The following is a 24,434-nucleotide window of genomic DNA, read 5'->3' as shown; positions in this document are numbered from 1 at the left end:
CGACAACGGCACTCGAATGGAAGGAACAGCATGCACTGACGTCGAAGAAAATTGCGCCCGTCCGGCGAACGTGGTCACAGCGTGCGCCGCTTGGATTGGCGATTGTCGATGTTCCACATGATGCCCTGCATCTCGATCGCCAATGTTTCACGTGAAACAGAGCATTCAGGATCGCGTCGTCGGGCATAAGAAATCCGTAGCGAGGTGGAATCTGGGAACACTCTGTCCACTGTCGGCGAACCTATGCGTTCTTGCCGCGGCCCGGCGGCCGAATCCAACGAAGACCGCACGTCCTGCGAAGTCTCCCATTGTCGTGCGCCATTCCCTCACGTGAACGAGACCAGACGTACGAGGCCCTGCATCTCGACTGCCAATGTTTCACGTGAAACAAGAATCCGAAGCTGGAAACCCGGACTTTGGGATGACGACCGGGCGACTAGTCGGAGATTTCAGCCCACCAGCCCTCATAGATAGGACGCTCATCCCTGCACTGGGTCTCCAGGAGCGACTCTGAGCAACCAGTGAAGTTAGGAAACAATTGACGGTTGATGCAATGTGGTTGTGCTTCGACGGGCTCGGTCTTAAAGGCCCGTGGCCACCGCTTCATGGAAGCAGTGGCCACAGGCCGGTGTCACCGGTCATATGGGACAGAAGTCCCCTACCTGATTAGGACAGGACGTCCGCAAATTCCTTTTCGAAGAACTGCTTCGGCCTCGCACCGATAACAGTGCTCTTCACCTGGCCGTCCTGGAAGAGGTAAACGGCAGGGATGGACGTGATTCCGTACTCGGCGGCGATGGCGGGGTTGTCGTCGACGTTGAGCTTGACGACATTAACCTTCTCGCTGTATTCGACCGAGATCTCGTCGAGGATGGGTCCCAGCTTGCGGCAGGGGCCGCACCATTCAGCCCAGAAGTCCACAATTACTGGCTTGTCGGCGGACAGTACGTCCGCAGCAAAACTTGCATCTGTTACGTCTTTAGCGTTGCTCATAACCTTGTCTCTCTCTTCGAACGGCGGGTACGCGAGATTACGCGTGAAGGTCTGCGAGGTAGTGTTCCACGTCGATCGCGGCAACACATCCGGACCCGGAGGCCGTGATGGCCTGACGGTAGGTGGGATCAACAACATCGCCGGCGGCGAAGACGCCAGGGATGCTGGTCTTGGAACTCCGGCCCTCGACGGCGATGGTACCGGCCGCCGTGATCTCCAGGGAGTCTTTGACCAGGTCGGTGCGGGGGTCGTTTCCGATGGCGACGAAGACGCCGGTGACGGCGAGGTCGGATACGGTGCCGTCCTTCAGGTTCTTGATCTTGAGCCCGGTGACTTTGTCCGTTCCGATGACGTCCTCAACGGAGCTGTTCCAGATGAACGAAATCTTGTCGTGGGCCAGGGCGCGGTCTGCCATAATCTTGGAAGCTTTGAGTGTGTCGCGGCGGTGCACAACGGTGACGGACTTGGCGAACTTGGTCAGGAACAGGGCTTCTTCCATCGCCGAGTCTCCCCCGCCGATGACCGCAATTTCCTGGTCCTTGAAAAAGAAACCATCGCAGGTTGCACACCAGCTGACACCATGTCCGGAGAGACGCTTTTCGTTCGGGAGGCCCAGCTCACGGTATGCGGATCCGGTGGACAGGATGATCGCCCGCGCCCGGAAGGTCTCGCCGGTACCGATGGTGACAGTCTTGATGTCGCCGTCGAGGTCCAGTGCTGTGACGTCCTCGAATTGGATTTCGGTTCCGAACCGGGCTGCCTGCTTCTCGAAGTTCTCCATGAGGTCCGGCCCCATGATGCCTTCGGGGAAGCCTGGGTAGTTTTCGACGTCGGTGGTGTTCATCAGTTCGCCGCCGGCGGTAACTGATCCGGCCAGAAGCAAGGGCTTCAGGTTGGCGCGCGCCGTGTAGACAGCGGCCGTGTACCCGGCCGGGCCCGAGCCGACGATGATGACATCACGTACTTCGGACGCGGTGTTTTCTGCGTTGCTCACTGAACGGTGAACCTCTTCCTTAGTCGATGCGCCGGCTTTTGCGGCCGGCCACATGGCACAACTGAATCTAGGTGGTGAATATTCCGGGTGCCGCGCGAACGGAGGAACCATCAGCGGCCATAACCCCGTCACCTGGACGGGACGCCCTACCAGATTACCGTCTGAAAACAGCTGAGCCGCGTCTATTACTGCGGAGCAATGCTCCGGGCAGAACAGCCGCGGCTCAACGGGGACGACGCTGGTGTGGTCCTACTGGATCTTGATCTCCGCCAGGCGGATGCCAAAGCCATAGCGGGTCTTCGGGGCGGCCAGCTTGGGAAGGGTCTTGATGGACACGATCACGTACTGTGCCTCCACCGGCTCGGCCAGTGGCATGGTCAGATCTGTTGACGTGAAGCTGTTGGTCCCCACCAGCTTGGCGCCGTCCAATGACGGACGGTCATTGGTGAAGACACTGAGATTGCCGCCCGAGGCTCCGAGCTGAGTCAGGGTGATGGATGAAACCTTCGCCGGATTCTTCAGCTTGACGAACAATGGCACGCCATTGGTTGCGAGGCCGCCCCAGCCCTCGGTGGCAAATTCCATGTCTGACCAGTAGCTGGCTGCGTTGCCGTCAAATGCCTTCACAAGATCCACGTCGTAGGTGGCTGCGAAGTCAAAATCGCCTTGCCGGGTGATGTTGTCGATGGCCGGCGGTGCCGCCGGAGGTGCGGAGCTCTGGTTGGGTGAAGGCGACCCGGTGTTTGGCTGGGTGGAGCCCGTCGACGTGGAGGATGGGGCGGCCTGAGGGCCCGTTTTGAATAGACTGCCCAGGTTGGTGACCGCAAAGACCAGCCCGGCAATCAGCACCACGGCAAGCAGCCCGCCCACCAGCCAGCGCATGGAGCGGGGCTCACGCTCGGGCTCGTCGTCGTCGTCGTAATAGTCATCCGTCCCGCCGGAAGGAGGTACTGCGGCCGCCGGAGACACTTTCCGGGCAAGCGACGGGAAGGCGCCCGCTGCACGATCGGAGCGTTCCGGCGCTCGGGAGACCACGGGTTCGTCGTAGCCTGCGTCGTGGGAGCCGTTGGAATAGTCGTCCTCAGACCACAAAGAAACCTTGGGCGAATCGGAGCCCGCACCTGTCTTGGGCTCAGCCGGTCCGGAAACTGACCGGTTCTCCGCAGCCTGCACCGGTTGCGGCGCAGCGACGTGCTGATGTGCAGCAGTGGCGCCAGCAGCGGCGGCCCCTGCTCCAGCGGCCCCTGCTCCAGCGGCCCCGGTCCTGGCAGACCCCGACGCCGGACGGACTGCCGGTCGGAGCGGCGGACGGGCTGGAACAACCGGGGGTACAAGCGGCGGAGCCGCCGGCGCGGCAGACCGGAATGGGTCAACCTGGCTGGGGTGATTGTCCGAGTAGTTGATGTATCCGGCGTCGACGTTCTCTTCGTCGTCGTACGGTTCCGGTTCGTGGGAACGCACCTGGCCGAAAATTTCGCTGCCCAGGGTATCCGTGAAGAACGGCTCGACGTAAGGCGCGTCGGAGGCAACCACGAGGTCCAACAGGTCTGCCGCGGACGTGTGGTTGGTGATGAGGTACGTGGTGGCCTCAGTGACCCCAAGGTCCAGGACCTGGACGTTACCCGGGCGCTCACCGGTAGCCACCTCGCGGGCGCTCTGGGCCACCTGTTCGGTGTTGTCCGGGCCGGCGACCAGAATGCTGACCGGTCGGTTGAGAACTTGGTCCACCCCGTCCAGCACCAGATCCTGGTCGTGTGAGGTCAATACCGTGGCTGTGACCTTGTAGCGGCCGCCGAGTACTGATCCAACGTCGATCGGGTGGGACACGTGTTCCTCCTAGACTGTCCGGGAATGCCGGCGTAGATGATGCCACCGCCGGTCAGAAACCGGCAAAAAGCCGGCCGGCGAGCCGGTCTGCGCTTGCCTGCAACTACCCCTGTTCACTGTCGATCCTAGCCGATCGGCTATGGCCGCCGTGGTCGACAGGCAACCAAAAACCGCGCGAAGATCACTTTTTTCGAGGCCGGCGTGGCCTGAAATGGGGGTTCTGTCCGGCCTGGCCCTGGAACGTGCGCCGGCCGGGAAGGGGAATCTCGTCGCGCAGCAGCCCGCCCCGCGCTGTGCCGGGCACGTCCTCTGCGGGAAGGTATCCCACGGCGGGTTCAGTGTCCCCGTTAGCCACTCCTTCAGTTTCCCCTTGTGCGCCGTCAGCTGGCGCCGTAGGCGCTGCCTGGGGTTCCGGTACGGGTCCTGCGCGGAATGAGGCGGCGTCGAATTCGCCGGAAATCCGGGGAATCAGGCCGGTGTCCACCGCGATCGTGGCGCGTTCCGGCGTCGGACGTTCCGTTCCGGAAACGTCGGCACCCGCAGCCGACGACGGCGTTCCCCCGGCGCCGCCGGACGGTCCGGTGCCGCGTCCCAGCCGTCCCAACAGGGGGCGCATGAGGTCCCGGAGTTCGGCAACGTGGAAGACCTTCAGCAGGAAGACATAGGCAACCAGCATGATGGGTCCGACGACGATAACGGTCACCAGGGCGGCGAGCCGGTCCTTCCAGGCGAAGCCGTCGGCGCTGTAGCTGCCCATCAGCCACAGGGCACCGGCGCCCGCGATCGCAGAACCGAGCGCTGCATAACCCATCCGGATATAGGAGTTGGCGATCCGCGGCCCGTCGAGGTGGCCCAGGAGCCGGCGTAGGAAATAAGCGCTGATGACCACCGAGAGAATATTGCCCACCATGTACAGGAGGGCGATTGCGTAGATGATCTGGCCCACCGGCAGGAATTGGATCCCGAAGGCACCGGCCAAGTAGACCACGGCAAGCAGCAGCTGGATATGGAACGGCGTGCGGGCGTCCTCATTGGCGTAGAAGACCCGCGACATCATGAAGTTGGCGCTCATGAACGGGGTGCTGAGAGCGAGGATGGTGAGAGTTTGGGCCAGCATGACGCCGTCCTGGCGCGGACCACCGGAGAAGAACATGCCAAGCGGGCCCGCCAGCGCGAAGAGTGCCAGCGCGCCAAAGACGGTGGCCACCGCCATCGTGCGGAGGCCGTGCGAGAGGGCATCGCGGAGTTCTGCGCGGTTGCCATCCTGCGAAGCGCGGGTCATCCGGTTAAACAGAACAGTGGCGAGCGAGAGCGCAATGATGGAGTGCGGCAGCAGATATAGCTGGCTGGCCACCTCCAGGACGGCGTTGCCGGGCAGCATCTCTGCCGCCGGATCCCCCGCCTCCTTCAGCCGGAGACGCTCGGCGCCGGGAATGGTGGCGATGCGCATGACGTACAGGAACGCCAACTGCCCGACGGCGGCCGTCAGGAGCGTCCACACGCTCAGCTTTGCTGCCTGGCCCAGGCCCACTCCGCGCCACCCGAACCGGGGCCGGAGGCCTAGCCGCAGGCGGATCACCGGGATCAGAAGAATGGCTGTCTGGGCCACAACGCCTACGGTCGAGAAGCCGGCCACAAGCAGGGTCTGGGTCGGCCCCCAGTTGTCCAGAGTGTGCGGATTCATGGCGTTTTCGCCGAAGATCCAGATGAACATGCCCAGGCCGCCAATGGCCACCAGGTTGTTCAGGATGGGGGCCCACATGGCCGGTCCGAACGCGCCGTTGGCGTTGAGGACCTGCGTCAGCAGGGCGTAGAGGCCGTAAAAGAAAATCTGGGGCAGGCACCAGAAGGCGAACGCTACTGCCAAGGCCTTCTGCTGGGGCGAATAACCCTGCGTGGTCAACTCAATGACCCACGGAGCAGCAAGCGTAACCAGCGCGGTGAGGCCCAGCAGCAGGAGCACGGCCAGCGTCAGCAGCCGGCTGATGTAGTCCGCTCCCCTGTCCGGGGCCTTGCTCGCCTTGATGATCTGCGGCACCAGCACGGCGTTGAAGACACCACCGGCCACCAGCAGGAAGATCAGGTTGGGCAGGTTGTTGGCGTTGATAAACGTGTCGTTAACCGTAGAGCCGAGGCCCAGCGCGGCACCCAGCATCCAGGTCTTGCCGAAGCCCAGGAACCGGGAGACCAGGGTGCCTGCAGCCATGATGGCGCTGGACCGGGTTTCACTCGCGGTTCCGCTCGGGGCGGCGCGGCCTGCTTTATCGGAGGGGGGATTGGTAGCTGACATCGAGTTCATCGTCTCACCCGGACGCTGTTTGTACCGCAACGGACAGGCTGTATGCCGGTGCAGGCATACATGCAGCTCCGGCTGAGGCAGCCTTAGAGGTGTTCGGGCAGGACGTCCCGGGCCAGATCCGCGATGCGGCGCTCATTGGGGAACGAAAGCTTTCGTGCGAGTTCCTTGATGGGAACCCAGGCGACGTCCACGGCTTCGTGGTCCGGATCGTTTTCGATAGTGAGTTCGCCGCCGGTGGCGCGCAGCAGATAGTGGTGCACGGTCTTGTGCACGCGGTGCCCGCTGACAGTGAACCAGTAGTCGATGCTGCCCAGCGGCGCCAGGATGTCGCCCTCGATGCCGGTTTCCTCGGCAATCTCGCGGACTGCTGCCTGCTCGTTGTCTTCCTTGCCTTCAGGATGGCCCTTGGGCAGGCACCACTCCAGCCGTCCGCCCCTGTTAAGGCGGGCAATGATCGCAACCCTTAGTTCGCCGTCGGACGTGTCCACAACAACGCCGCCGGCGGAAATTTCCTCCACCGTAGGCAGCGAGGCCGGGGCCGAGTGCAAGACAGGCGCGACGTGGGCACCAATTGCCGACGGCAACGGTGCGTTTGTCCTCCTGCCGGGAGCGCTCGGTACGGGATGGGCCATGGAGTCCACTCTAACGACTCTTGTCCGATCATGATGACCTGAACATGACATCAAAGTGGACTGCGTATGACGCACTTTGAGGGGCTGTAGGCGAATAGGCGCGATCTTGAGGAGATTTTGGCCTGCCAAGCCGCCGGTTTCTGACAAGCTTAAGTAACTATGGCGCACGCACATCACAAGATTGATTCCAATACCGTCGATTTCCAGGTGGACCCGGTGGTCCTGGAGCTCGGGCAGCGCTTTGTCGACGCCGGCCACGAACTGTCCCTGGTGGGCGGTCCGGTACGGGATCTTTTCCTGGGACGCACCTCGCCGGACCTGGACTTCACCACCGACGCCAGCCCGGACCAGACAGTGGCCCTGATAAAGAAATGGGCGGACAACTTCTGGGAGATCGGCCGCGCGTTCGGGACGATCGGCATGCGGAAAGCCGGCTTCCAGATCGAGATCACCACTTACCGCGCCGAGGCTTACGATCCGGAGTCGCGCAAACCCGTGGTGGCATTCGGCACGTCACTTACCGACGATCTCCTGCGCCGCGACTTCACGATCAACGCCATGGCGCTGCGGCTGCCTTCCCTTGAACTTATTGATCCGTTCGGCGGCGTCCGGGACCTCAGCGCCTCTGTCCTGGCGACGCCAGGTTCACCCGAGGCCTCCTTCTCCGATGATCCCCTCCGCATGATGCGCGCTGCCCGGTTCGCATCGCAGCTGGGTATTTCCGTGCATGACGACGTGCGGCTGGCCATGACCCAGATGGCCGAGCGGATCAAGATCATCTCGGCTGAACGGGTCCGTGATGAGTTGGTCAAGCTCATCTGCGGTGCGAACCCCCGGGCCGGTGTGGACCTGCTGGTGGACACCGGCCTCGCCGAGTTTGTGCTGCCTGAGGTGTCCGCGCTCCGGCTGGAATCCGACGAGCACCACCGCCACAAGGACGTTTACCAGCACTCCCTCCAGGTCCTGGAACAGGCCGCCGCCCTGGAAACGGATGCCGACGGCGCCGTGCCGGCCCCCGATTTTGTGCTGCGGTTCGCAGCGCTGATGCACGACGTCGGCAAGCCGGCTACGCGGCGTTTCGAACCGGGCGGCGCGGTCAGCTTCCGCCACCACGACATGGTGGGGTCCAAGCTCACGGCCAAGCGGATGAAGACCCTGCGGTTCGATAACGACACCATCAAGGCCGTGGCCCGGCTGGTGGAGCTGCACATGCGTTTCTACGGCTACGGCGATGCCGGCTGGAGCGACTCGGCCGTCCGCCGCTACGTCACGGACGCCGGCCCGCTCCTGGAACGGCTGCACCGGCTGACCCGCTCAGACGTCACCACCCGCAACCAGCGGAAGGCTGAGCGGCTCGCCTTCGCCTACGACGACCTGGAAGACCGGATCGCCGTACTGCGGGAGCAGGAGTCCCTGGACGCGGTCCGGCCCGATCTGGACGGCGCCAAAATCATGGCGCTCCTGAACCTCAAACCCGGACCCGTGGTGGGCCGTGCCTACAAGTACCTGCTCGAGGAACGGATGGAACACGGACCGCTGCACCCGGACGACGCCGAAACGAGGCTGCTCGCCTGGTGGGCGGAGCAGCCCGAGGCGGCACCCCCGGTTCCGGAAACAGAAGAACCTCCCGCCGCCGTCGAACTTTCCCCGAACGAGGAGTCCAAATGATTAACCCGATGACCGCGCCGCGCCCCCAGCTCTGGATCCTGCGCCACGGCGAGACCGAGTGGTCCAAGAGCGGGCAATACACCGGGCTCACCGACCTGCCCCTGACCGTGGAAGGCGAACAGCAGGCCGTGGAGGCGCGCAAGGTGCTGGACCAGGTGGACTTCGACCTGGTCCTGACGTCCCCGCTGCGCCGCGCCCGGCGCACAGCCGAACTGGCAGGTTACCCTGACGCGCAGCACGAACCGCTGGCTGTGGAATGGAACTACGGCGACTATGAGGGCATCAGCTCGGACCTGATCCGCAAGGACAACCCGGATTACCTGATCTGGACCCATGGTGTGCCCAACGGCGAATCCCTGGACGAGGTGGCAGCCCGCGCGGACAAGATTGTGGCCCGCGTGCTGGAATCCGGGTTGGACAACGTGCTGATCGTGGCGCACGGGCACTTCTCCCGGATCCTCACCGCGCGCTGGCTGGAACTGCCGCCCGCCGAAGGCCGCCATTTCATCCTGGGAACCGCGAAAGTCTGCACGCTCGGCTGGGATAAGCGGACCCCGGCCATTGTCCGCTGGGGACTCTAACGGCGCATTCATAAACTTTCTTGAAAAACTTTGCGAATTAAGTGGCGCATTGCTCTATTCGTAGGGTAATTTTATTCCTGACCCCAGAGCGTCTTTGCCGGGGTTGCGGCGCGCGTTGTCCGGCTAGTCAGCCGAGGCAGCAGCATAACGGAAAAGGAGGTTGGGAAAAATGATTACTTTGACTAGCGGATGGAAGATGACCATCACCACGAACCCGGCCTCTGCTGCTTATGCGCGCCGTCTTAACGGAGTGTCTGCCTCCTAACCTTCCTGCAACCGATCCCGCCCCCGCGGCGGCGTCACGTGCATTGAGGTATATCCAGGCCACTTCCCTCTCGGATGGCCCGCGCTAGCGGCTCGCCTCAGGCGACGCCTGCTGGAAGTCTCCTGTCGGCGTAGCTTCACGGCTGGTCCGCGCGGCGACGCGGCATCCCCATAGTTCGGAACTCAGCTTCTTTGTTGGGGTCTGCACCGCCGCTGCAAGTGGGTCCTTCTTCGCATTTGCAAACAATTCATAACCGCCGGGCATTTCCCTGCCTAATTATGCCGTTATTGCTTCGACATTAAATGGCTCTATTTGTCATGCCCAATTACACCCCGAAAGGAGGTGACCACCATGATCAAAAGAATGAAGAACGTACTATTCTTCCTGCGGAGGCCTGTCCGGGATGACGGGCCTGTCCGCGATGACCGCCGGGAATTCAACGGGCAGCTCCTGGACCGGCGACGCGAAGATGTTTTCGTCCTGTTGCACCAGCAGATGGGCGGCATGAACTGAGGCGAGGGCCAGGAATGAAGTCCAGGGTCCGGTATCGCACGTGCCGGGTAAGCTCTCAGACATGCAGGAGACGAAGCCACCGGTGCACCCACGGCGCGCCCGCCTGGTTGTTCCGAGCCGCAGCGACCTGCTGCTGAAGAATTTCACGGAACTGATCGGCGGGCCGATGGGTGCCCGGTCGGCGCCCGGCCTCGTCTCCCCCGGCGTTTTTACCGTGGAACGTGTCCTGATCATCCTGACCGTAGTGGCGGCGCTGGCCGGCCTCGCCATCAAGGGCTACTGCCGGGCCAACGGCTGGTCGAGCCCCGGCCAGTTCTATTCCACGTGCTATTCCGACTTCCCGGAATTCTTCCGCAACCGCGGCCTGGGGGACGGCACGTTCCCGGTCCTGAGCCCGGGGTCTCTCTTTGAAGACCCCGTCCTGATGGGACTCATTGCCGGGGTGACTGCCTGGATGGTCCCGGGCCAGGGCATCAGTGACGCGCGGATTCTTGGCTACTTCGACGTTAATGCCACCCTGGTTGCAGCCGTATGGATTGTCACCGTGCTGGCTACGGCCCGGATGTCACAGCGGCGCCCCTGGGATGCGGCCATGGTGGCGCTGGCACCTGGCATCGTGCTGGCCGGAACCATCAACTGGGACATGTGGGCCGTGGGGTTGTTGGCGCTAGGAATGCTTTGTTTTTCGCGGGAAAGGCTGGTCCTCGCCGGCACCCTGATCGGCCTCGCCACAGCGACGAAGCCATATGCCGCCCTCATTCTCGGAGCCGTCCTCCTGCTGGCCCTGCGGACCGGGCGGATCCGCGGTTTCCTGGTCACTGCAGGCGCCAGCGCAGCGGCCTGGCTGGCCATTAACGTGCCTGTTGCGGTGGCCAACCCGTCCGGCTGGGGGTACTTCTTCAGGTTCACCGAGACGAGGGAGGCCGGCTACGGGTCCCTATGGTTCGCCTACAACCTGGTGGCCCGGCGGCTGCGCTGGCCGGTGCTGGATCCCGCAACCATCAACTGGCTGGCGCTGGCCGTGTTCCTGCTGGCCTGCACCATGATTGCCGCGGTGGCGCTGACAGCAGCACGCCGGCCGCGGCTGGCCCAGCTGGCGTTCCTCATCGTGGGTGCTTTTGTCCTGACCAGCAAGGTCTATTCGCCGCAGCATGTCCTGTGGCTCATCCCGCTGTTGGCGCTGGCCCGGCCGCGGTGGCGGGATTTTCTCATTTGGCAGGGCGTTGAAGGCCTGCACTGGGCAGCCGTCTGGATGTACCTGGGCCAGGTGGCCAGCCAGGGCCCGACCCAGCACAATATTGACATGCCCTACTACGTCCTGGCCGTGGCAGCACATATGCTTGCAACGGTATATGTAATGTTCCGGGTTGTATGGGACATCTACGATCCGGACTACGATCCCGTCCGCCGCCATCACCTCGATGATCCACAGGGAGGGCCGTTCGACGGACTCCCGGACTGGTTGCGGTTCAGCCCCCGCCATCCCTCGCACGCGGTGTTCCCTTGGCGGGCGAAACACCATGCCTGACGTCGCCGTCGTCGGGTCCGGACCCAACGGGCTGGCTGCAGCCGCCGTGATGGCGCGCGCCGGCCTCTCCGTTGAAGTCCACGAGGCGGCGGACACCATCGGAGGCGGCACCCGCACCGCCGAACTGATGCAGCCGGGGCACCTCCATGACATCTGCTCGGCCGTGCACCCCATGGCGCTGGCATCACCCTTCTTCCGCGACTTCGAGTTGGCACGCCGGATAGACCTGGTGGTCCCGGAACTTTCGTTCGGATCACCGCTCGACGGCGGACGGGCGGCCCTCGGCTACCACAGCCTCGAACGGACGGTCCAAGGCCTGGGCCCTGACGGCGACGCCTACCGCAGGCTTCTTCGCCCGTTAGTTGACCGCATTGACGGCGTGATGGATCTGACGCAGCACCAGCTGCTGAGGATCCCCCGGAATCCCCTGGCAGCGGCGCTTTTCGGGCTGCGGACACTGGAGCAGGGATCGCGGCTGTGGAACGCGCGATTCCACGAGGACCTTGCGCCCGCACTGCTCAGCGGCGTGGCCGCCCATGCGGTTTCGCAGCTGCCCTCGCTGGCCTCTGCAGGCGCCGGGCTCATGCTCACCGCACTGGCCCACGCCCAAGGCTGGCCGATTCCGCTGGGCGGATCGGCCTCCATTGCGGCGGCGCTGGAGGCCGACATCCGTGCCCACGGCGGGGTGATCCATACGGGGGCGACGATCGAGAGCCTCCAACAACTCCGCGGCGCACGGGCCACTCTGCTGGACGTGGCCCCACGGGGCCTGCTGAACATTGCAGGCGACAGCCTCCCGGCCAGGTACCGGCAAGCCCTGGAGGCGTTCCGCTATGGGAATGGTTCCTGCAAAGTGGACTTCATCCTGTCCGGACCCGTTCCGTGGGCAGCAAAGGAACTGGGGGACGCCGGAACGGTGCACGTCGGCGGCACGCGTGCTGAACTGGCCCGTGCCGAGAACAAAGTATCCGCCGGGAAACACCCGGAACGCCCTTACGTCCTGGTGGCCCAGCCATCACGGTTCGACACGGACCGGGCGCCGGCCGGACGGCAGATCCTGTGGGCATACTGCCATGTGCCGGCCGGATCAACCCGCGACATGGGCGAGGCCGTCACCGCGCAGCTGGAGCGCTTCGCGCCCGGTTTCCGGGATGTGGTGATGCAGACCCAAGTGACCACTGCGGCGGAACTGGCCAGCTACAACCGGAACTACGTGGGCGGGGACTTCAGTGCCGGCATCATGGACGTGCGCGGACTTATCCAGCGCCCTGTGGTCTCCCGCGTTCCATGGCGGACGCCCATGGCCGGTGTGTATCTCTGTTCCTCCTCCACGCCGCCCGGCCCCGGCGTAACGGGCATGCCAGGGTTCTTCGCCGCGAAACATGCCCTGAAGGACATATTTGGTCTTGGGGTCCCTTCTCTCGGCCTCTGAACCCGGCACGAACGGACACTCAATCCCCTGACAGCGGTCCTCAAATGTCCTTTCGCGCAAATCATTGGGGCGTCAACTGTCCGTTCGCGCGGAATGGGTGACAGCAAGCGCGTTCCAAATCGGGGCATAATAGCGCCGTGGGGAACTCAAAGAAACTATCGCTTGCCATAGCTGGACTCATCCTCGGCGCCTCCTTGGTTGCCTGCGACGACGGCAGAGGGGGTGCCGAAAGCGCGGCTAAACAGTTTGCGTCCGCGCTTTCCACGCTCGACGTCGGCTCGGTCGCCTTTGATGGCAAAGACTCCGGGGTGGCCAAGCAACAGGTCCAGGACGTTTTCAAGGCCCTGGAGCCGGGCAAGCCCACTGTGGCGGCCGGCGAGCTCACCCTGGACGGCGGCACTGCAACCGTTCCGCTGAACTACACCTGGAAAATCGGCACCGGCGAGTGGAAATACACGGTCTCCGCAGAGTTCACGAAGTCAGGGGATAACTGGCTGGCGGTCTGGAACCCGGCAGCCCTGGTCCCCGGACTCGCCGACAACGAAATCCTGAGCAAGGGCACCCAGTCGCCGCAGCGCGCCGACATCCTGGGCGCGGATGACGCGAAGCTGGTCACGTACCGTCCCGTGGTGAACGTGGGGATCGACAGACTGCTTCTGGGATCCGCGGACGCCGCCGCGTCAGCCACCAAACTGGCCGAACTGGTGGGTGTGGATCCCGCCGCCTACGCCCAACAGGTTGCGGCCTCCGGTGCCGAGGCGTTCGTCCGGGCAATCACTCTCCGTGATGAGGGCCGCACCGTCACGGACGCGCAGATCACGGCCATTCCCGGTGCCCGCGCCATCCCGGAAGCCCAGCCGCTGGCACCCAGCCGCACGTTCGCAAGGGCAGTCCTCGGCACCGTCGGCGAGGCCACGGCCGAGCAGATCGAGGCGTCCGACGGCGTCCTGACCGCCGGAGACGTGACCGGCATCGGCGGGCTCCAGCAGCAGTACGACGCGCAACTCCGCGGCACCGACGCCGTGGTGATCCGTGCGCAGCGGGCCGACCTGACCCGCGAACAGATCCAGGCTGCGGGAACGGATCCCCGCAGGGTGGTCTTCGAGATGGCCCCCACCCCGGGCACGCCACTGAAAACCACCCTTGATCCGAACCTCCAGTCACTCGCCGAGAGCACCCTTGCCGGTGTAGGCCCGGCGTCGGCCATCGTGGCGCTCCGCCCCTCTACGGGGGCCGTTCTCGCCGCGGCCTCAGGCCCGGGAAGCAACGGCTACAACACCGCCATGCTCGGCCAGTACGCGCCCGGGTCAACCTTCAAGATCGTCGATTCGCTTGCCATGCTCCGCAACGGCCTGACGCCCGATTCGAAGGTGGAATGCACACCCACCCTTACCGTGGACGGCCGGACGTTCAAGAACGCGGAAGGTTACCCGGAAACGTCGCTGGGGTCTGTGGCACTCCGCGATGCCTTTGCCCACTCGTGCAACACGGCGTTCATCGCTGCGCGCGACACAGTCACTCAGGCCCAGCTCGAGGCTGCCGCCGTCGCCATGGGCGTGGCGGTGGAGGCCCCCGCGCTGGGCGCCGCGGCATTCCTCGGGTCCGTTCCGGGCGAGGCTGCGGGCACCGAACATGCCGCCTCGATGATCGGCCAGGGCAAGGTGCTCCTGTCCCCGCTGGCAGCGGCCATCATGGCCGGTTCCGTGGGCAACGGATCCCCCGTCTCACCGCAGCTGGTCCTGAACCCCGACGCGGGGGCTGCCGCGGCAGACACGTCCGGCGGGACGACCGCGGAGGGCGCGTCGCCGTCGTCGACCGTTACGCCGGAAGCGCCGGCCAAGGCGTCCGGCCAGCCCATCACTGCCGCCGAGGCCGCGGCGCTGTCCGACATGATGCGCGCGGTAGTCACGTCCGGCCACGCGGGCTTCCTGACGACCGTTCCCGGCGCGCCGGTAGGCGCCAAGACCGGCACGGCGGAGTTCGGCAAGGAGAACCCGCCCAAGACGCACGCCTGGATTGTGGCCGTCCACGGGGACCTGGCAGTGGCCGTGTTTGTTGAGGACGGCGGCCTCGGAGCCACCACGTCCGGGCCGCTGCTCAAGCAGTTCCTGACCGCAGCCGGCTAGCGCCCCCGAGTTTCTTGTCCAGATAATGCGCGCAGAACTGCCTCAAAGGCATATTATCCGGACAAAAACCCGGGTAGGGCGGGCGTGGGAAGATTGTTGGCGTGGCCCACATAGACATTTCCGGCATTGACTACTTCCTCTCCGACGGCACCCAGCTGCTCAACGGCGTGACTTTCAAGGTCCCGGACGGTACCAAAACCGCCCTGATCGGCCCCAACGGCACGGGCAAGACCACCCTTTTCCGGATCATTTCCGGCGACCTTGTACCGGACGAAGGTGTGATCGGGCGCTCCGGAAACATGGGCATCATGCGCCAGTTCGTGGGCCAGGTCCGGGACGATTCCACCGTCCGCGATCTGCTGGTCTCCGCCGCTCCGCCGGCCCTGGCCGCCGCGGCCAGGGAGGTGGACGAGGCCGAGCTCGCGATGGTGGAGCACGACGACGAGCCCAGCCAGATGCGGTACGCGCAGGCCATCGTGGACTGGGGAGATGCCGGCGGTTATGACGTGGAGACTGTCTGGGACGAGGTCTGCATGGCCGCCCTGGGACTGCCCTTTGACCGCGCACAGCACCGCCCGGCGTCGAGCCTTTCCGGCGGCGAGCAGAAGCGGCTGGTGCTGGAGGCCCTGTTCGCGGGACCTGACCAACTCCTGCTCCTGGACGAACCGGACAACTACCTCGATGTGCCCGGCAAGCGCTGGCTTGAGGACAAGCTCAACGAGTCCAAAAAGACTGTCTTCTTCATCAGCCACGACCGCGAGCTGCTCAACAATGCCGCCGGACGCATCGTGACCCTCGAACCGGGCATCAACGGCGCAGGCGCCTGGGTGCACGGCGGCGGCTTTGGCTCCTATGTCGACGCCCGCGCGGACCGGAACGCCCGCTTCGAGGAGCTCCGCAAGCGCTGGGACGAGGAGCACGTGAAGCTCAAGGAACTCGTCAACATGTACAAAAACAAGGCGGCATTCCGCTCCGACATGGCCAACCGCTACCAGGCCGCCCAGACGCGCCTGGCCAAGTTCCTCGAGGCCGGCCCGCCCGAAGCGTTGCCGATCGAACAAAACGTGCGCATGCGCCTGAAGGGCGGCCGGACCGCCAAGCGGGCGGTCGTGGCTGAGAAACTGGAACTGACCCGGCTGATGAAGCCGTTTTCCACCGAGGTGTGGTTCGGGGACCGCGTGGGTGTGCTCGGCTCCAACGGCTCCGGCAAGAGCCACTTCCTGCGCCTGCTCGCCACGGGCGGGACGGACCCGGAACGGGAGCACCTCCCCGTGTCCGACGTCGATATTGCTGAAGTGCCGCACGAGGGGACCGTGAAACTCGGCGCCCGTATCCGGCCCGGCTTCTTCGCCCAGACCCACGTCCGGCCCGACCTCCTGGGCAAAACCCTGTTGGAAATCCTGCACCGGGGCGACGAGCACCGGTCCGGTCTGGGGCGTGAGGCTGCTGCCGGCGCACTGGACGGCTACGGCCTGGCCGGGCAGTCCGAGCAGAAGTACGAGTCCCTCTCCGGCGGCCAGCAGGCGCGGTTCCAGATCCTGCTGCTGCAGCTCTCCGGCGCCACGCTCCTGCTGCTGGATGAGCCCACGGACAACCTGGACCTGCATTCGGCCGAGGCCCTGGAAAAGGCCATTGACCACTTCGAGGGCACCGTCCTGGCAGTCACGCACGACCGCTGGTTCGCCCGCACGTTCGACCGGTTCCTGGTGTTCGGCTCCGACGGCCGCGTCTACGAATCCCTCGAGCCCGTGTGGGACGAAAAGCGGGTTGAGCGCGCCCGCTGACGCTCTCTCACTTCTTGCAGGTTTTCGGCAGACGCTCTCTCACCGAGTGAGAGGGCGTCTGCTTTTTTATGCAGAAAGTAAGAGAGCGTTCCGGGTGGCGATCATATGATCAAAAATTGCTATCATATGAGCATGAAGACTGAAGAGCGGCACCGCCTGATCGGGGAGCTGCTTCGCCGCAAAGCCGAGGTCTCCGTGGAAGAGCTGACCCAGGCGTGCGACGCATCGGGAGCCACCATCCGGCGGGACCTTGAGCTGCTTGCATCGCATGGTGTGCTGCGCAGGGTCCATGGCGGTGCCAGGAGCCTGATTGCCGGCGGCGAAAACCCCGGCTACGGCCAGCGCGAACTTGAAGACCAGGCCGTGAAGGCCAGGATCGCCGCCGCCGTGGCAGGCCTGCTGGGAGAACGCGAACACGTGTGGCTGGACAGCGGCACCACAGCCACCGAAATTGCCCGCGTCCTCCGCGGGCGCGAACTGACGCTGATGCCCATGTCCATGCGCGCCCTGACGACGGTCACCGACGACGACCCGCATGCCGGCCAACGTCCTGCCCTGCTGCTCCCGGGCGGAAGCCTGATTCCCGGCGAGCTATCCTTCCGCGGCCCGCTCGCGGAAGCCAACATCCGGTCCCTGCGCTTCGACACGGCGGTGGTCACCCCCTGCGCCCTGAACCTCAAGGACGGTCTCCTGGCCCATGATTTGGAAGACGCCGCAGTGAAGCGGGCCGGACTCGAGTCGGCGGCGCGGGTGATTGTTGCCTGCGCCGCTGCCAAATGGAATGCCACCGCGATGGCCCTGGTTGCCCCCTTGGACGCAGTGAACGTGATAGTTACGGACAAAGACCTGAGTTCGGACGAACTCGCACACCTCAACAAGCTCTCGGTGGAAGTAGTCAAAGCATGAGCATCAACACCAGCACGACGGCCGGACCGTCCCTCAGGGCAGCCGCCGCAGCCACTTTTGTGGTCTTCGGGATCAACGGCTTTGTCTTTGCCAGCTGGGCCGCAAGGATCCCCGCCGTCACCGAGACGCTGCACCTGACCTCCGGCCAGATGGGCACGCTACTGCTGTGCATAGCCGTCGGCTCCCTGCTCGCCCTTCCGACGGCGGGACTTGTGGTGGGGAAGATCGGCACCGCCAATGCCGTGCGCGCAGGCGGTCTGCTGTCAGCCCTGGCCGGGGTGGGCATTGCCCTTTCCCTGTCGGCGGAATCGATCCCGGGCACTGCAGTTTCGCTGTTCTTCTTCGGCATTGGCGTCGGGCTGTGGGACGTTTCCCAAAATATTGAAGGAGCCGACGTCGAGCACAAGCTTCGGCGCACCATCATGCCGCAGTTCCATGCGGCCTTCAGCGGCGGGGCCTTTGTGGGGGCACTGATCGGTGCGGGCCTCTCAACACTCGGTATTGGCCTGCCGTTGCACCTGCTGGTCATCGCCGGTGTAGTAGTGGTGGTAGCCCTCGTGGCGCCCCGCTATTTCCTCCCCCACGCGGCCCAGGCCGCTCCAGTCGAGGGTGAACCGACGGCTGTGAAGGGGCCATCGGCCTGGCGTGACGGCCGCACCCTGCTGATCGGCGTTGTGGTCCTGGGTGCAACCCTCACCGAAGGCGCCGGAAACGACTGGATCGCCAAGGCCACTGTTGACGGCCTGGGCAGTTCGGAATCCACCGGTGCCCTGATGTTCGCCTTGTTTGTCCTGGCAATGACGGCCATGCGGCTCTTCGGCGGCCGCGTGATCGACATCTACGGCCGCGTCGTAGTGCTCCGGGCCAGCATGGCCGCGGCCACGGCGGGTCTGTGCCTGTTTGTGCTCGCGGGGAACATCTGGCTGGCCGGGGTTGGTGCTGCGCTGTGGGGCGTGGGATCCGCGTTGGCCTTCCCCATGGGAATGTCAGCGGCCGCCGACGATCCGAAGCATGCGGCCGCGAGGGTTTCGGTTGTATCCACCCTGGGGTATGTTTCCTTCCTCGCCGGCCCGCCGTTGCTGGGCTACCTGGGCGACCTCACGGGAATCCACCTGGCGCTCCTCGCGATCCTCGCCCCGATCCTGGTGGCACTGCTCCTTGCCGGCGCCGCGAGGCCCCTGCCCCCCAAGACCCTGTCCTCCAAGTAGGTAGGACCCACCGGTTATAAGGTGGGGAGATGTACAGAGTGTGGCGCAAGGGACCGGGCTGGATCAGCCGCTTTGACCGGCATCTTGTCCGCGGCGTGTCGTCGTTCCCGGGTGGAAACCACGATGAGTTCTTCCGGCGCCTCTCCGCCTCCGCCACCCACGGGAAACTGTGGATCGGGGCAGCGGCGGTCATGGCCGCCTTTCCCGGCAAGCCGCGCCGGGCCGCCCTGCACGGGCTGATCGCCCAAGCGGTGGCATCTGCTGTGACCAACGTGGTCTTCAAGACCCTGTTGCCGCGGGCCCGGCCGCTCCCTGAACACCTGCCGGTTTTCCGGTTCGTCCATCCGCAGCCCACCAGCTCGTCGATGCCATCGGGGCATTCGGCCTCCGCTATCGCCTTCGCGCTCGGCGCCGGCCTGGTCAAGCCGGTTGTCGGTGCGGCACTTGCGCCGGCGGCGCTGGGGGTGGCCTACTCCCGCGTCCACACGGGGGCGCACTGGCCCTCGGATGTGTTCTTCGGTTCGGCGATCGGCGCAGGGGCGGCCCTGGTGACCCGTAAGTGGTGGCCCGTCCGCCCACCGTTTCCCGGAGTATCGCGCACCGCAACCCAAGCCCCGGAGCTGCCGGGCGGTGAAGGTCTCAGCATCGTGGTGAATACCCTGGGCGGCTCCTTCACGGAACAAACGGCAGGCGCACTCCAGGAAGTATTCTCCAAGGCGCATATAAAAGCGGTCGAGCCGGGAGAGAGCCTGGAGGAGGCCATCCAGGCCGCCGCTTCCCACGCGGACACCCGTGCCCTGGGCGTGTGGGGCGGCGACGGTACCGTTGGCACCGCCGCCGCAGCCGCCGTCGAACATTCCCTCCCCCTGCTGGTGCTCCCCGGCGGAACACTCAACCACTTCGCCCGGGACACGGGAACTGCCAACCTCAAGGACGCTGTGGCAGCCGCGGCCGCGGGTGAAGCCGCGCGGGCGGACGTCGGCATTGTGACCGTGGAGCGCGGGCTGGTGGGCAATCCGGAAACAGCTGACCTGGTCATGCTGAACACGGCCAGCATCGGCCTGTACCCCAACCTGGTCCGGCGCAGGGAGCAGCTGCAGCCGGCCCTCGGCAAACCGCTGGCCGGCGTGGTGGCAATGTTCCGGACCTTCGCCGCGGGAACACCCACAACACTGACCGTGGACGGTGTCCGGCACAAACTCTGGATCGCGTAAATCGGACGTGGGCGCTATTACCCCCGGGACCACGCGCCCCTGTCGCGGCCCGTGCTGGACGATGGCGTCCTGGATGTCCGCATGATCACTGCCGACGAATCTTTTGCCCGGCTCCGGCTCCTGTGGTCGGTGTTGACCGGCACGGTGGCGACGTCCCGGATCACCCATCTGCGGGAGGCCACCGAGGTCCGGATTGAGTCGGAGGGCTCCCCCCTGGCACTGGCGGTCGACGGCGAGGCGCTGGCGGGCGTGCGCAGCGTCCGGATCCGGGTGGAACCGCGCGCCCTGACGTACTACTCGCCCCGCACCTAAGGCTGCGCCCCGGTGGGGACCCCTAATCATCCGTGCGGACTACCCTGATTCGACCCTGAATCATCCCTGAGACAGGCGAAATCCGGCCGAGCCGTCGGTAGCGTGGAGCGTACACGAAACTTCCCCGCATCCCGCAGCCACCAGGCTGCTGTTCTAAGGAACATTTCCATGATTGAGGCAACAGGCCTGACCAAGGTCTACGGCAGCAAAACGGCGGTTGACGGCGTCAGTTTCACCGTGAAAGCAGGGCAGGTAACGGGCTTCCTGGGCCCGAACGGTGCCGGCAAATCCACCACCATGCGCATGATCATGGGACTGGACCGGCCGACGTCGGGCACGGTCACCGTCAACGGCCTGCATTACGCCGATCACAAGGCCCCCCTGCACCAGGTGGGTGCGCTGCTGGACGCCAAAGCCGTCCACACCAGCCGCAGCGCCTACAACCACCTGCGGGCCATGGCGGCGACGCACAACATTCCCACGTCCCGGGTACATGAAGTCATCGAAATGACCGGCCTGGAGGCAGTGGCCCGGAAAAAGGCAGGCGGCTTCTCGCTGGGCATGGGCCAGCGCCTGGGCATTGCCAACGCGCTCCTTGGCGACCCGCAGACCCTGATCCTGGACGAGCCGGTCAACGGCCTCGATCCGGAAGGTGTGTTGTGGGTCCGCAACCTGGTCCGCTACCTCGCCGGGCAGGGTAAGACAGTGTTCCTGTCCTCGCACCTGATGAGTGAGATGGCCCAGACCGCAGACCACCTGATTGTGATTGGCCGCGGCAAGATCATTGCCGACGCCCCCGTGCAGGACATCATTGCGGGGACCCGTCAGGTCAAGACCCTGGTCCGTACGTCCGCAGCCACCCACCTGACAGCCCTGCTGTCCGGCGATGGCGTAACTGTGGACCAGGGCCAGCCCGAAACCCTGGAAGTGACGGGCCTGGACGCGCGCCAGATCGCCCAGGTGGCGCTGGACAACCGGGTGCTTGTCTACGAACTCACCCCGCAGCAATCGTCTCTGGAAGACGCCTACTTCGATCTCACCAAGGACGAAGTGGAATACCACTCACACCTGACCGGTGGACCAGCCGGCGAGTTCGCCCCGGAACCCGCCCCGGCAACGGCAGGAAAGTAAGGACGATGACCACCATGACTGATACCCAGACTTCCCGGGTCCGTTCCACCGCTGGTACCAAGGGGGTGACCTTCGCCGGTGTGCTGCGGTCCGAATGGATCAAGCTGTTCTCCCTGATGTCCACCCGCATCCTGCTGCTCCTGACCCTTGTGGCGATTATCGGCGTCGGGGCCCTTGCCGTCCTGATCCGGTTCTCCTTCCTGGACGAAATGGCCCGGCAGGCCAGGGACCAGGGCCAGACCATGACGCCGGAAATGATGTCGCAGACATTCCCGCCAGGATCAGGCTTTGATCTGTACAACCTGCCTAATGCAGGCCTGCAGATCGGCATCCTGGTGCTGGGCTCGCTGGCTGTCCTGTTCATCTCCTCCGAGTACGCCACGGGAATGATCCGTTCCACCATGAACGCCGTCCCGCGCCGCACACCGGCTTTCGTGGCCAAGGCGATCCTGCTCGCCGTGATCTCCTACGTCATCACCACCATCGCCGCCGTGGCCACGTTCCTGATCGCCATGCCGGTCTTCCAGGGACTGGGCTTGGACCTGGACTGGTCCACGGAGGGCGTGCTGTACAGCGTCTTCACGGGCGGCCTCTACGTTGCCGGGGTGGCCCTGATCGGCCTGTCGCTCGGCGCACTCTTGCGCAACTCCGCGGGCGGAATCACCGTGCTGGTGGGCCTGTTCTTCGTCCTGTCCATTGCGGCGAGCTTTATGACCTTCATCCCCGGTGACTTCTGGAAGTACGTGCCCCAGTACCTCCCCAGCGACGCCGGCGGACGGTTCCTGTCCATTGGCCACACCGACGGGGTCATCGATCCCTGGCAGGGCGGCCTGATATTCCTGGGCTACGTTCTGCTGTTCCTGGTACCAGCCATGATCGTGCTCAAGAAACGCGACGTCTAGGCGGACACTAGGCTCAGAGCATGAATGAAGCGGGACTCGTGAGGGACGCGCCGGCCGGACAGGCCGACGCGTCCCTTGCCGAGATCACGGCCAAGCGCCGCGGCCTGCTCCGGCGCTACCTTTACCAGCATCCCCGGGTGATGGACGGTGTGGTGGTGTTCAGCTACGCGCTTCTGGTGGCGCCGACCGTGGTGGACGCGATCATGTCCGGCGCCTGGCTGGCGGCGGCGCTCCTCTTCGTGGTCGCCGGGGCCCTATTCTTCCGGCGCTCCCACCCCGTGGCGTTGGCTGCCTTCGTCGCGGTGATGGAAGTGGCGGTCACGCTGCTTCACCCGTGGGGCTCCAATGTTTCGGCGGGCCTGTGGATCTCGCTGTATGCCGTGGCCGTGGTGCACACGCGCCGGTTCGCGCTGGTGGCCATGGCCGCCGCCACGGCGCCGCTGGCCCTGCTGTACCTGCTGGCCGCCGTTGGTCCCATCGAGAATTCCTTCGTCCATGATGCCGGCGGCAATCCCGGCGACTTCCACCTCCTGACCAGCATCGCCACCGGCGCCACCATCGCCCTGTCCAACGTCATCGCCACCGGGATCGGAATCTCGGTGCGGCAGCGGCGGGAACATGAGCAGGAGATCGCCGCCTGGGCGGCGCGGACGGCCAGCCTGGCGTCCGTCAACGAACGCAACCGGATCGCCCGCGAAATGCACGACGTCGTGGCCCACTCACTGACGGTGATGGTCAGCCTCTCCGATGGCGCCGCCGTCGTGGTCCGGAAAAGCCCCGACCGCGCCGGCGAAGTGCTTGGCGAACTGTCGCGGACCGGCCGGACCGCGCTGGCGGACATGCGGCGAGTCCTGGGCGTACTCCGGGACGACGCCGGCGGGACCGCGCCACGGCAGCCGCTCGCTTCCGGCGACAGCCTGGCCAAGCTCCTGGAAGGCTTCCGGACCGCGGGCCTGCCCCTGCACTACTCGCACACCGGCCCCGCGCTGCCCGACGACGCGGCCTTCCAGCTGACGGTTTACCGGATAGTTCAGGAGTCACTGACCAATGTGCTCCGCTACGGCCGGTCGCTGGGACGCGTGGACGTGGGCATCGTCCGGACCGGCTCCACGGTCACCATTGAAGTGCTCGACGACGGCGCGGGAGTCCCGGGCCCGGGCACCTCCGACGGCGGCGGGCCAGGTTCAGGACTCCCAGGCTCCGGCGTCGGGCCCGGTTCCGGCCAGGGGCTGGCAGGCATGGCCGAACGGGCGCGCATCTACGCAGGCGCCGTGGTGGCCGGGCGGCGCGGCCGCGGCTGGCGCGTGTGTGCCGTCCTGAACTGGCCGGCCGACGAACCAGCGGAAACCCCACAACCGTCCATCCCAACTGCAAGGCACACGTGACTGAAACCCAACCCATAACCGTCCTGCTGGTTGATGACCAGCCGCTGCTGAGGATGGGATTCCGCCTCATCCTCGAGGGCGAGGAAGACCTGCATATTGTGGGCGAGGCCTCCGACGGTGCCGAGGCGGTCCGGCTGGTCCGGGACCTCAAACCCGACGTGGTGCTGATGGACGTCCGGATGCCCGTGCTGGACGGTATCGAGGCCACCCGCGCCATCACCGCCTCCGGATCCTGCGCCCGGATCATCATCCTCACCACCTTCGATGTGGACGAATACGCCTTCGCCGGGCTCCAGGCAGGCGCGTCCGCGTTCCTCCTCAAGGACGTGGCGCCGTCGGAGCTGGTCAGCGCCGTCCGGGTAGTGGCCAGCGGGGATGCCGTAGTGGCACCGAGGGTCACGCAGCGGCTGCTTGAGACCTATGTCCGGGGTGCGGCCGTGCCGGCCCCCTCCGCCGCGCCGCGGGATTCGCTGCTCGAAGACCTCACGCCGCGCGAAACAGAAATGCTCGAAGCCATGGCGGAGGGCCTCTCCAATGCCGAGATCGCGCACCGGTATTTCCTCTCCGAAGCAACGGTGAAGACCCACGTCCGCCGGATCCTCACCAAGCTCCACCTGCGCGACCGGGTCCAGGCAGTGGTGTACGCCTACGAGACCGGCCTGGTGGTCCCGAGCAATCCCGATTACTGACGCTGGCGCGCCGACTGTTGCACAGGGTCCGCACAGGAAGGGCCT

General features: G+C 65.3%; 18 protein-coding genes and 1 pseudogene. 13 read left to right on the top strand and 6 right to left on the bottom strand.

The features are described from left to right. Nucleotides 1-666: 666 nt before the first annotated feature. The 5 genes from trxA to NG696_RS11640 all read right to left on the bottom strand — a co-directional run bounded on the left by trxA (nt 667) and on the right by NG696_RS11640 (nt 6,697). Nucleotides 667-993 carry a thioredoxin gene (gene trxA / locus NG696_RS11660; RefSeq protein WP_058930642.1) on the bottom strand — a complete coding sequence of 109 codons (327 nt, stop codon included), beginning with the start codon at nt 991-993 and terminating at the stop codon, nt 667-669. A 37-nt stretch (nt 994-1,030) separates the two neighbouring features. Next, nucleotides 1,031-1,987, bottom strand: coding sequence for a thioredoxin-disulfide reductase (gene trxB / locus NG696_RS11655; protein WP_252564331.1), 957 nt, complete (start codon nt 1,985-1,987; stop codon nt 1,031-1,033). 249 nt (nt 1,988-2,236) lie between these two features. After that, nucleotides 2,237-3,814, bottom strand: a complete 1,578-nt coding sequence (locus NG696_RS11650; RefSeq protein WP_252575461.1) for a protein kinase family protein — start codon at nt 3,812-3,814, stop codon at nt 2,237-2,239. Between the two features lie 181 nt (nt 3,815-3,995). Beyond that, nucleotides 3,996-6,104 carry a murein biosynthesis integral membrane protein MurJ gene (murJ, locus tag NG696_RS11645; RefSeq protein WP_252575459.1) on the bottom strand — a complete coding sequence of 703 codons (2,109 nt, stop codon included), beginning with the start codon at nt 6,102-6,104 and terminating at the stop codon, nt 3,996-3,998. A gap of 92 nt (nt 6,105-6,196) precedes the next feature. Then, nucleotides 6,197-6,697 carry an NUDIX hydrolase gene (locus tag NG696_RS11640; RefSeq protein ID WP_058930646.1) on the bottom strand — a complete coding sequence of 167 codons (501 nt, stop codon included), beginning with the start codon at nt 6,695-6,697 and terminating at the stop codon, nt 6,197-6,199. 207 nt (nt 6,698-6,904) lie between these two features. On the opposite strand from NG696_RS11640, the gene NG696_RS11635 reads away from it, so the two are divergent. Together NG696_RS11635 and NG696_RS11630 are read left to right on the top strand one after the other, a co-directional pair. Then, nucleotides 6,905-8,413, top strand: coding sequence for a CCA tRNA nucleotidyltransferase (locus NG696_RS11635; protein WP_252564337.1), 1,509 nt, complete (start codon nt 6,905-6,907; stop codon nt 8,411-8,413). Next, nucleotides 8,410-8,994 (top strand): histidine phosphatase family protein, encoded by a 585-nt coding sequence (locus NG696_RS11630; RefSeq protein WP_252564338.1) that lies wholly within the window; start codon nt 8,410-8,412, stop codon nt 8,992-8,994. The genes NG696_RS11635 and NG696_RS11630 overlap by 4 nt, the downstream gene beginning before the upstream one ends. Nucleotides 8,995-9,634: 640 nt before the next feature. Here NG696_RS11630 and NG696_RS11625 read toward each other — a convergent pair. Beyond that, nucleotides 9,635-9,835: a hypothetical protein gene (locus tag NG696_RS11625; protein WP_252564346.1), complete on the bottom strand. Its 201-nt coding sequence runs from the start codon at nt 9,833-9,835 to the stop codon at nt 9,635-9,637. Here NG696_RS11625 and NG696_RS11620 point away from each other — a divergent pair. From NG696_RS11620 to NG696_RS11570, 11 genes and pseudogenes are all read left to right on the top strand, one after another. Then, a complete protein-coding gene (locus NG696_RS11620; RefSeq protein ID WP_252575458.1) occupies nt 9,834-11,300 on the top strand; it encodes a glycosyltransferase family 87 protein in 1,467 nt (488 codons plus the stop codon). The genes NG696_RS11625 and NG696_RS11620 overlap by 2 nt on opposite strands. Further along, nucleotides 11,293-12,732 carry a phytoene desaturase family protein gene (locus NG696_RS11615; RefSeq protein ID WP_252575457.1) on the top strand — a complete coding sequence of 480 codons (1,440 nt, stop codon included), beginning with the start codon at nt 11,293-11,295 and terminating at the stop codon, nt 12,730-12,732. Before NG696_RS11620 ends, NG696_RS11615 begins: the two co-directional genes overlap by 8 nt. Nucleotides 12,733-12,869: 137 nt before the next feature. Next, a complete protein-coding gene (locus tag NG696_RS11610; RefSeq protein ID WP_252575456.1) occupies nt 12,870-14,858 on the top strand; it encodes a penicillin-binding transpeptidase domain-containing protein in 1,989 nt (662 codons plus the stop codon). Between the two features lie 101 nt (nt 14,859-14,959). Further along, nucleotides 14,960-16,642 carry an ABC-F family ATP-binding cassette domain-containing protein gene (locus NG696_RS11605; protein ID WP_252575455.1) on the top strand — a complete coding sequence of 561 codons (1,683 nt, stop codon included), beginning with the start codon at nt 14,960-14,962 and terminating at the stop codon, nt 16,640-16,642. A gap of 132 nt (nt 16,643-16,774) precedes the next feature. Then, on the top strand, nt 16,775-17,548 hold the full coding sequence (locus NG696_RS11600) for a DeoR/GlpR family DNA-binding transcription regulator (protein WP_252564356.1): 774 nt from the start codon (nt 16,775-16,777) through the stop codon (nt 17,546-17,548). Next, the gene (locus NG696_RS11595; RefSeq protein WP_252564358.1) at nt 17,545-18,756 is read left to right on the top strand and encodes an MFS transporter; all 1,212 of its coding nucleotides are present in this window, start codon (nt 17,545-17,547) and stop codon (nt 18,754-18,756) included. Before NG696_RS11600 ends, NG696_RS11595 begins: the two co-directional genes overlap by 4 nt. A 29-nt stretch (nt 18,757-18,785) precedes the next feature. Then, a pseudogene (locus NG696_RS11590) lies at nt 18,786-20,282 on the top strand (bifunctional phosphatase PAP2/diacylglycerol kinase family protein). A 168-nt stretch (nt 20,283-20,450) separates the two neighbouring features. Beyond that, entirely contained in the window at nt 20,451-21,413 is a 963-nt protein-coding gene (locus tag NG696_RS11585) for an ABC transporter ATP-binding protein (RefSeq protein WP_252564362.1), read from the top strand. 14 nt (nt 21,414-21,427) lie between these two features. Further along, nucleotides 21,428-22,315: an ABC-2 transporter permease gene (locus NG696_RS11580; RefSeq protein ID WP_252564364.1), complete on the top strand. Its 888-nt coding sequence runs from the start codon at nt 21,428-21,430 to the stop codon at nt 22,313-22,315. A 20-nt stretch (nt 22,316-22,335) separates the two neighbouring features. Continuing rightward, nucleotides 22,336-23,700: a sensor histidine kinase gene (locus NG696_RS11575; protein WP_252564366.1), complete on the top strand. Its 1,365-nt coding sequence runs from the start codon at nt 22,336-22,338 to the stop codon at nt 23,698-23,700. Further along, nucleotides 23,697-24,389, top strand: a complete 693-nt coding sequence (locus NG696_RS11570) for a response regulator (RefSeq protein ID WP_252564368.1) — start codon at nt 23,697-23,699, stop codon at nt 24,387-24,389. Before NG696_RS11575 ends, NG696_RS11570 begins: the two co-directional genes overlap by 4 nt. Nucleotides 24,390-24,434 lie beyond the last annotated feature (45 nt).

It is taken from the genome of Pseudarthrobacter cellobiosi, assembly GCF_023913755.1.
In the GTDB taxonomy this organism is placed as follows: Bacteria; Actinomycetota; Actinomycetes; order Actinomycetales; family Micrococcaceae; genus Arthrobacter; species Arthrobacter cellobiosi.
This window is presented reverse-complemented; position numbering and strand designations above follow the sequence as displayed.

What these genes read in the sequence shown, in the direction of transcription:
- trxA (WP_058930642.1), bottom strand. Translation starts at nt 993, where the DNA reads ATGAGCAACGCTAAAGACGTAACAGATGCAAGTTTTGCTGCGGACGTA.
- NG696_RS11575 (WP_252564366.1), top strand. Translation starts at nt 22,336, where the DNA reads ATGAATGAAGCGGGACTCGTGAGGGACGCGCCGGCCGGACAGGCCGAC.
- murJ (WP_252575459.1), bottom strand. Translation starts at nt 6,104, where the DNA reads ATGTCAGCTACCAATCCCCCCTCCGATAAAGCAGGCCGCGCCGCCCCG.
- NG696_RS11600 (WP_252564356.1), top strand. Translation starts at nt 16,775, where the DNA reads ATGAAGACTGAAGAGCGGCACCGCCTGATCGGGGAGCTGCTTCGCCGC.
- NG696_RS11620 (WP_252575458.1), top strand. Translation starts at nt 9,834, where the DNA reads ATGCAGGAGACGAAGCCACCGGTGCACCCACGGCGCGCCCGCCTGGTT.
- NG696_RS11635 (WP_252564337.1), top strand. Translation starts at nt 6,905, where the DNA reads ATGGCGCACGCACATCACAAGATTGATTCCAATACCGTCGATTTCCAG.
- NG696_RS11580 (WP_252564364.1), top strand. Translation starts at nt 21,428, where the DNA reads ATGACTGATACCCAGACTTCCCGGGTCCGTTCCACCGCTGGTACCAAG.
- NG696_RS11595 (WP_252564358.1), top strand. Translation starts at nt 17,545, where the DNA reads ATGAGCATCAACACCAGCACGACGGCCGGACCGTCCCTCAGGGCAGCC.
- NG696_RS11615 (WP_252575457.1), top strand. Translation starts at nt 11,293, where the DNA reads ATGCCTGACGTCGCCGTCGTCGGGTCCGGACCCAACGGGCTGGCTGCA.
- NG696_RS11585 (WP_252564362.1), top strand. Translation starts at nt 20,451, where the DNA reads ATGATTGAGGCAACAGGCCTGACCAAGGTCTACGGCAGCAAAACGGCG.
- NG696_RS11630 (WP_252564338.1), top strand. Translation starts at nt 8,410, where the DNA reads ATGATTAACCCGATGACCGCGCCGCGCCCCCAGCTCTGGATCCTGCGC.
- NG696_RS11625 (WP_252564346.1), bottom strand. Translation starts at nt 9,835, where the DNA reads ATGTCTGAGAGCTTACCCGGCACGTGCGATACCGGACCCTGGACTTCA.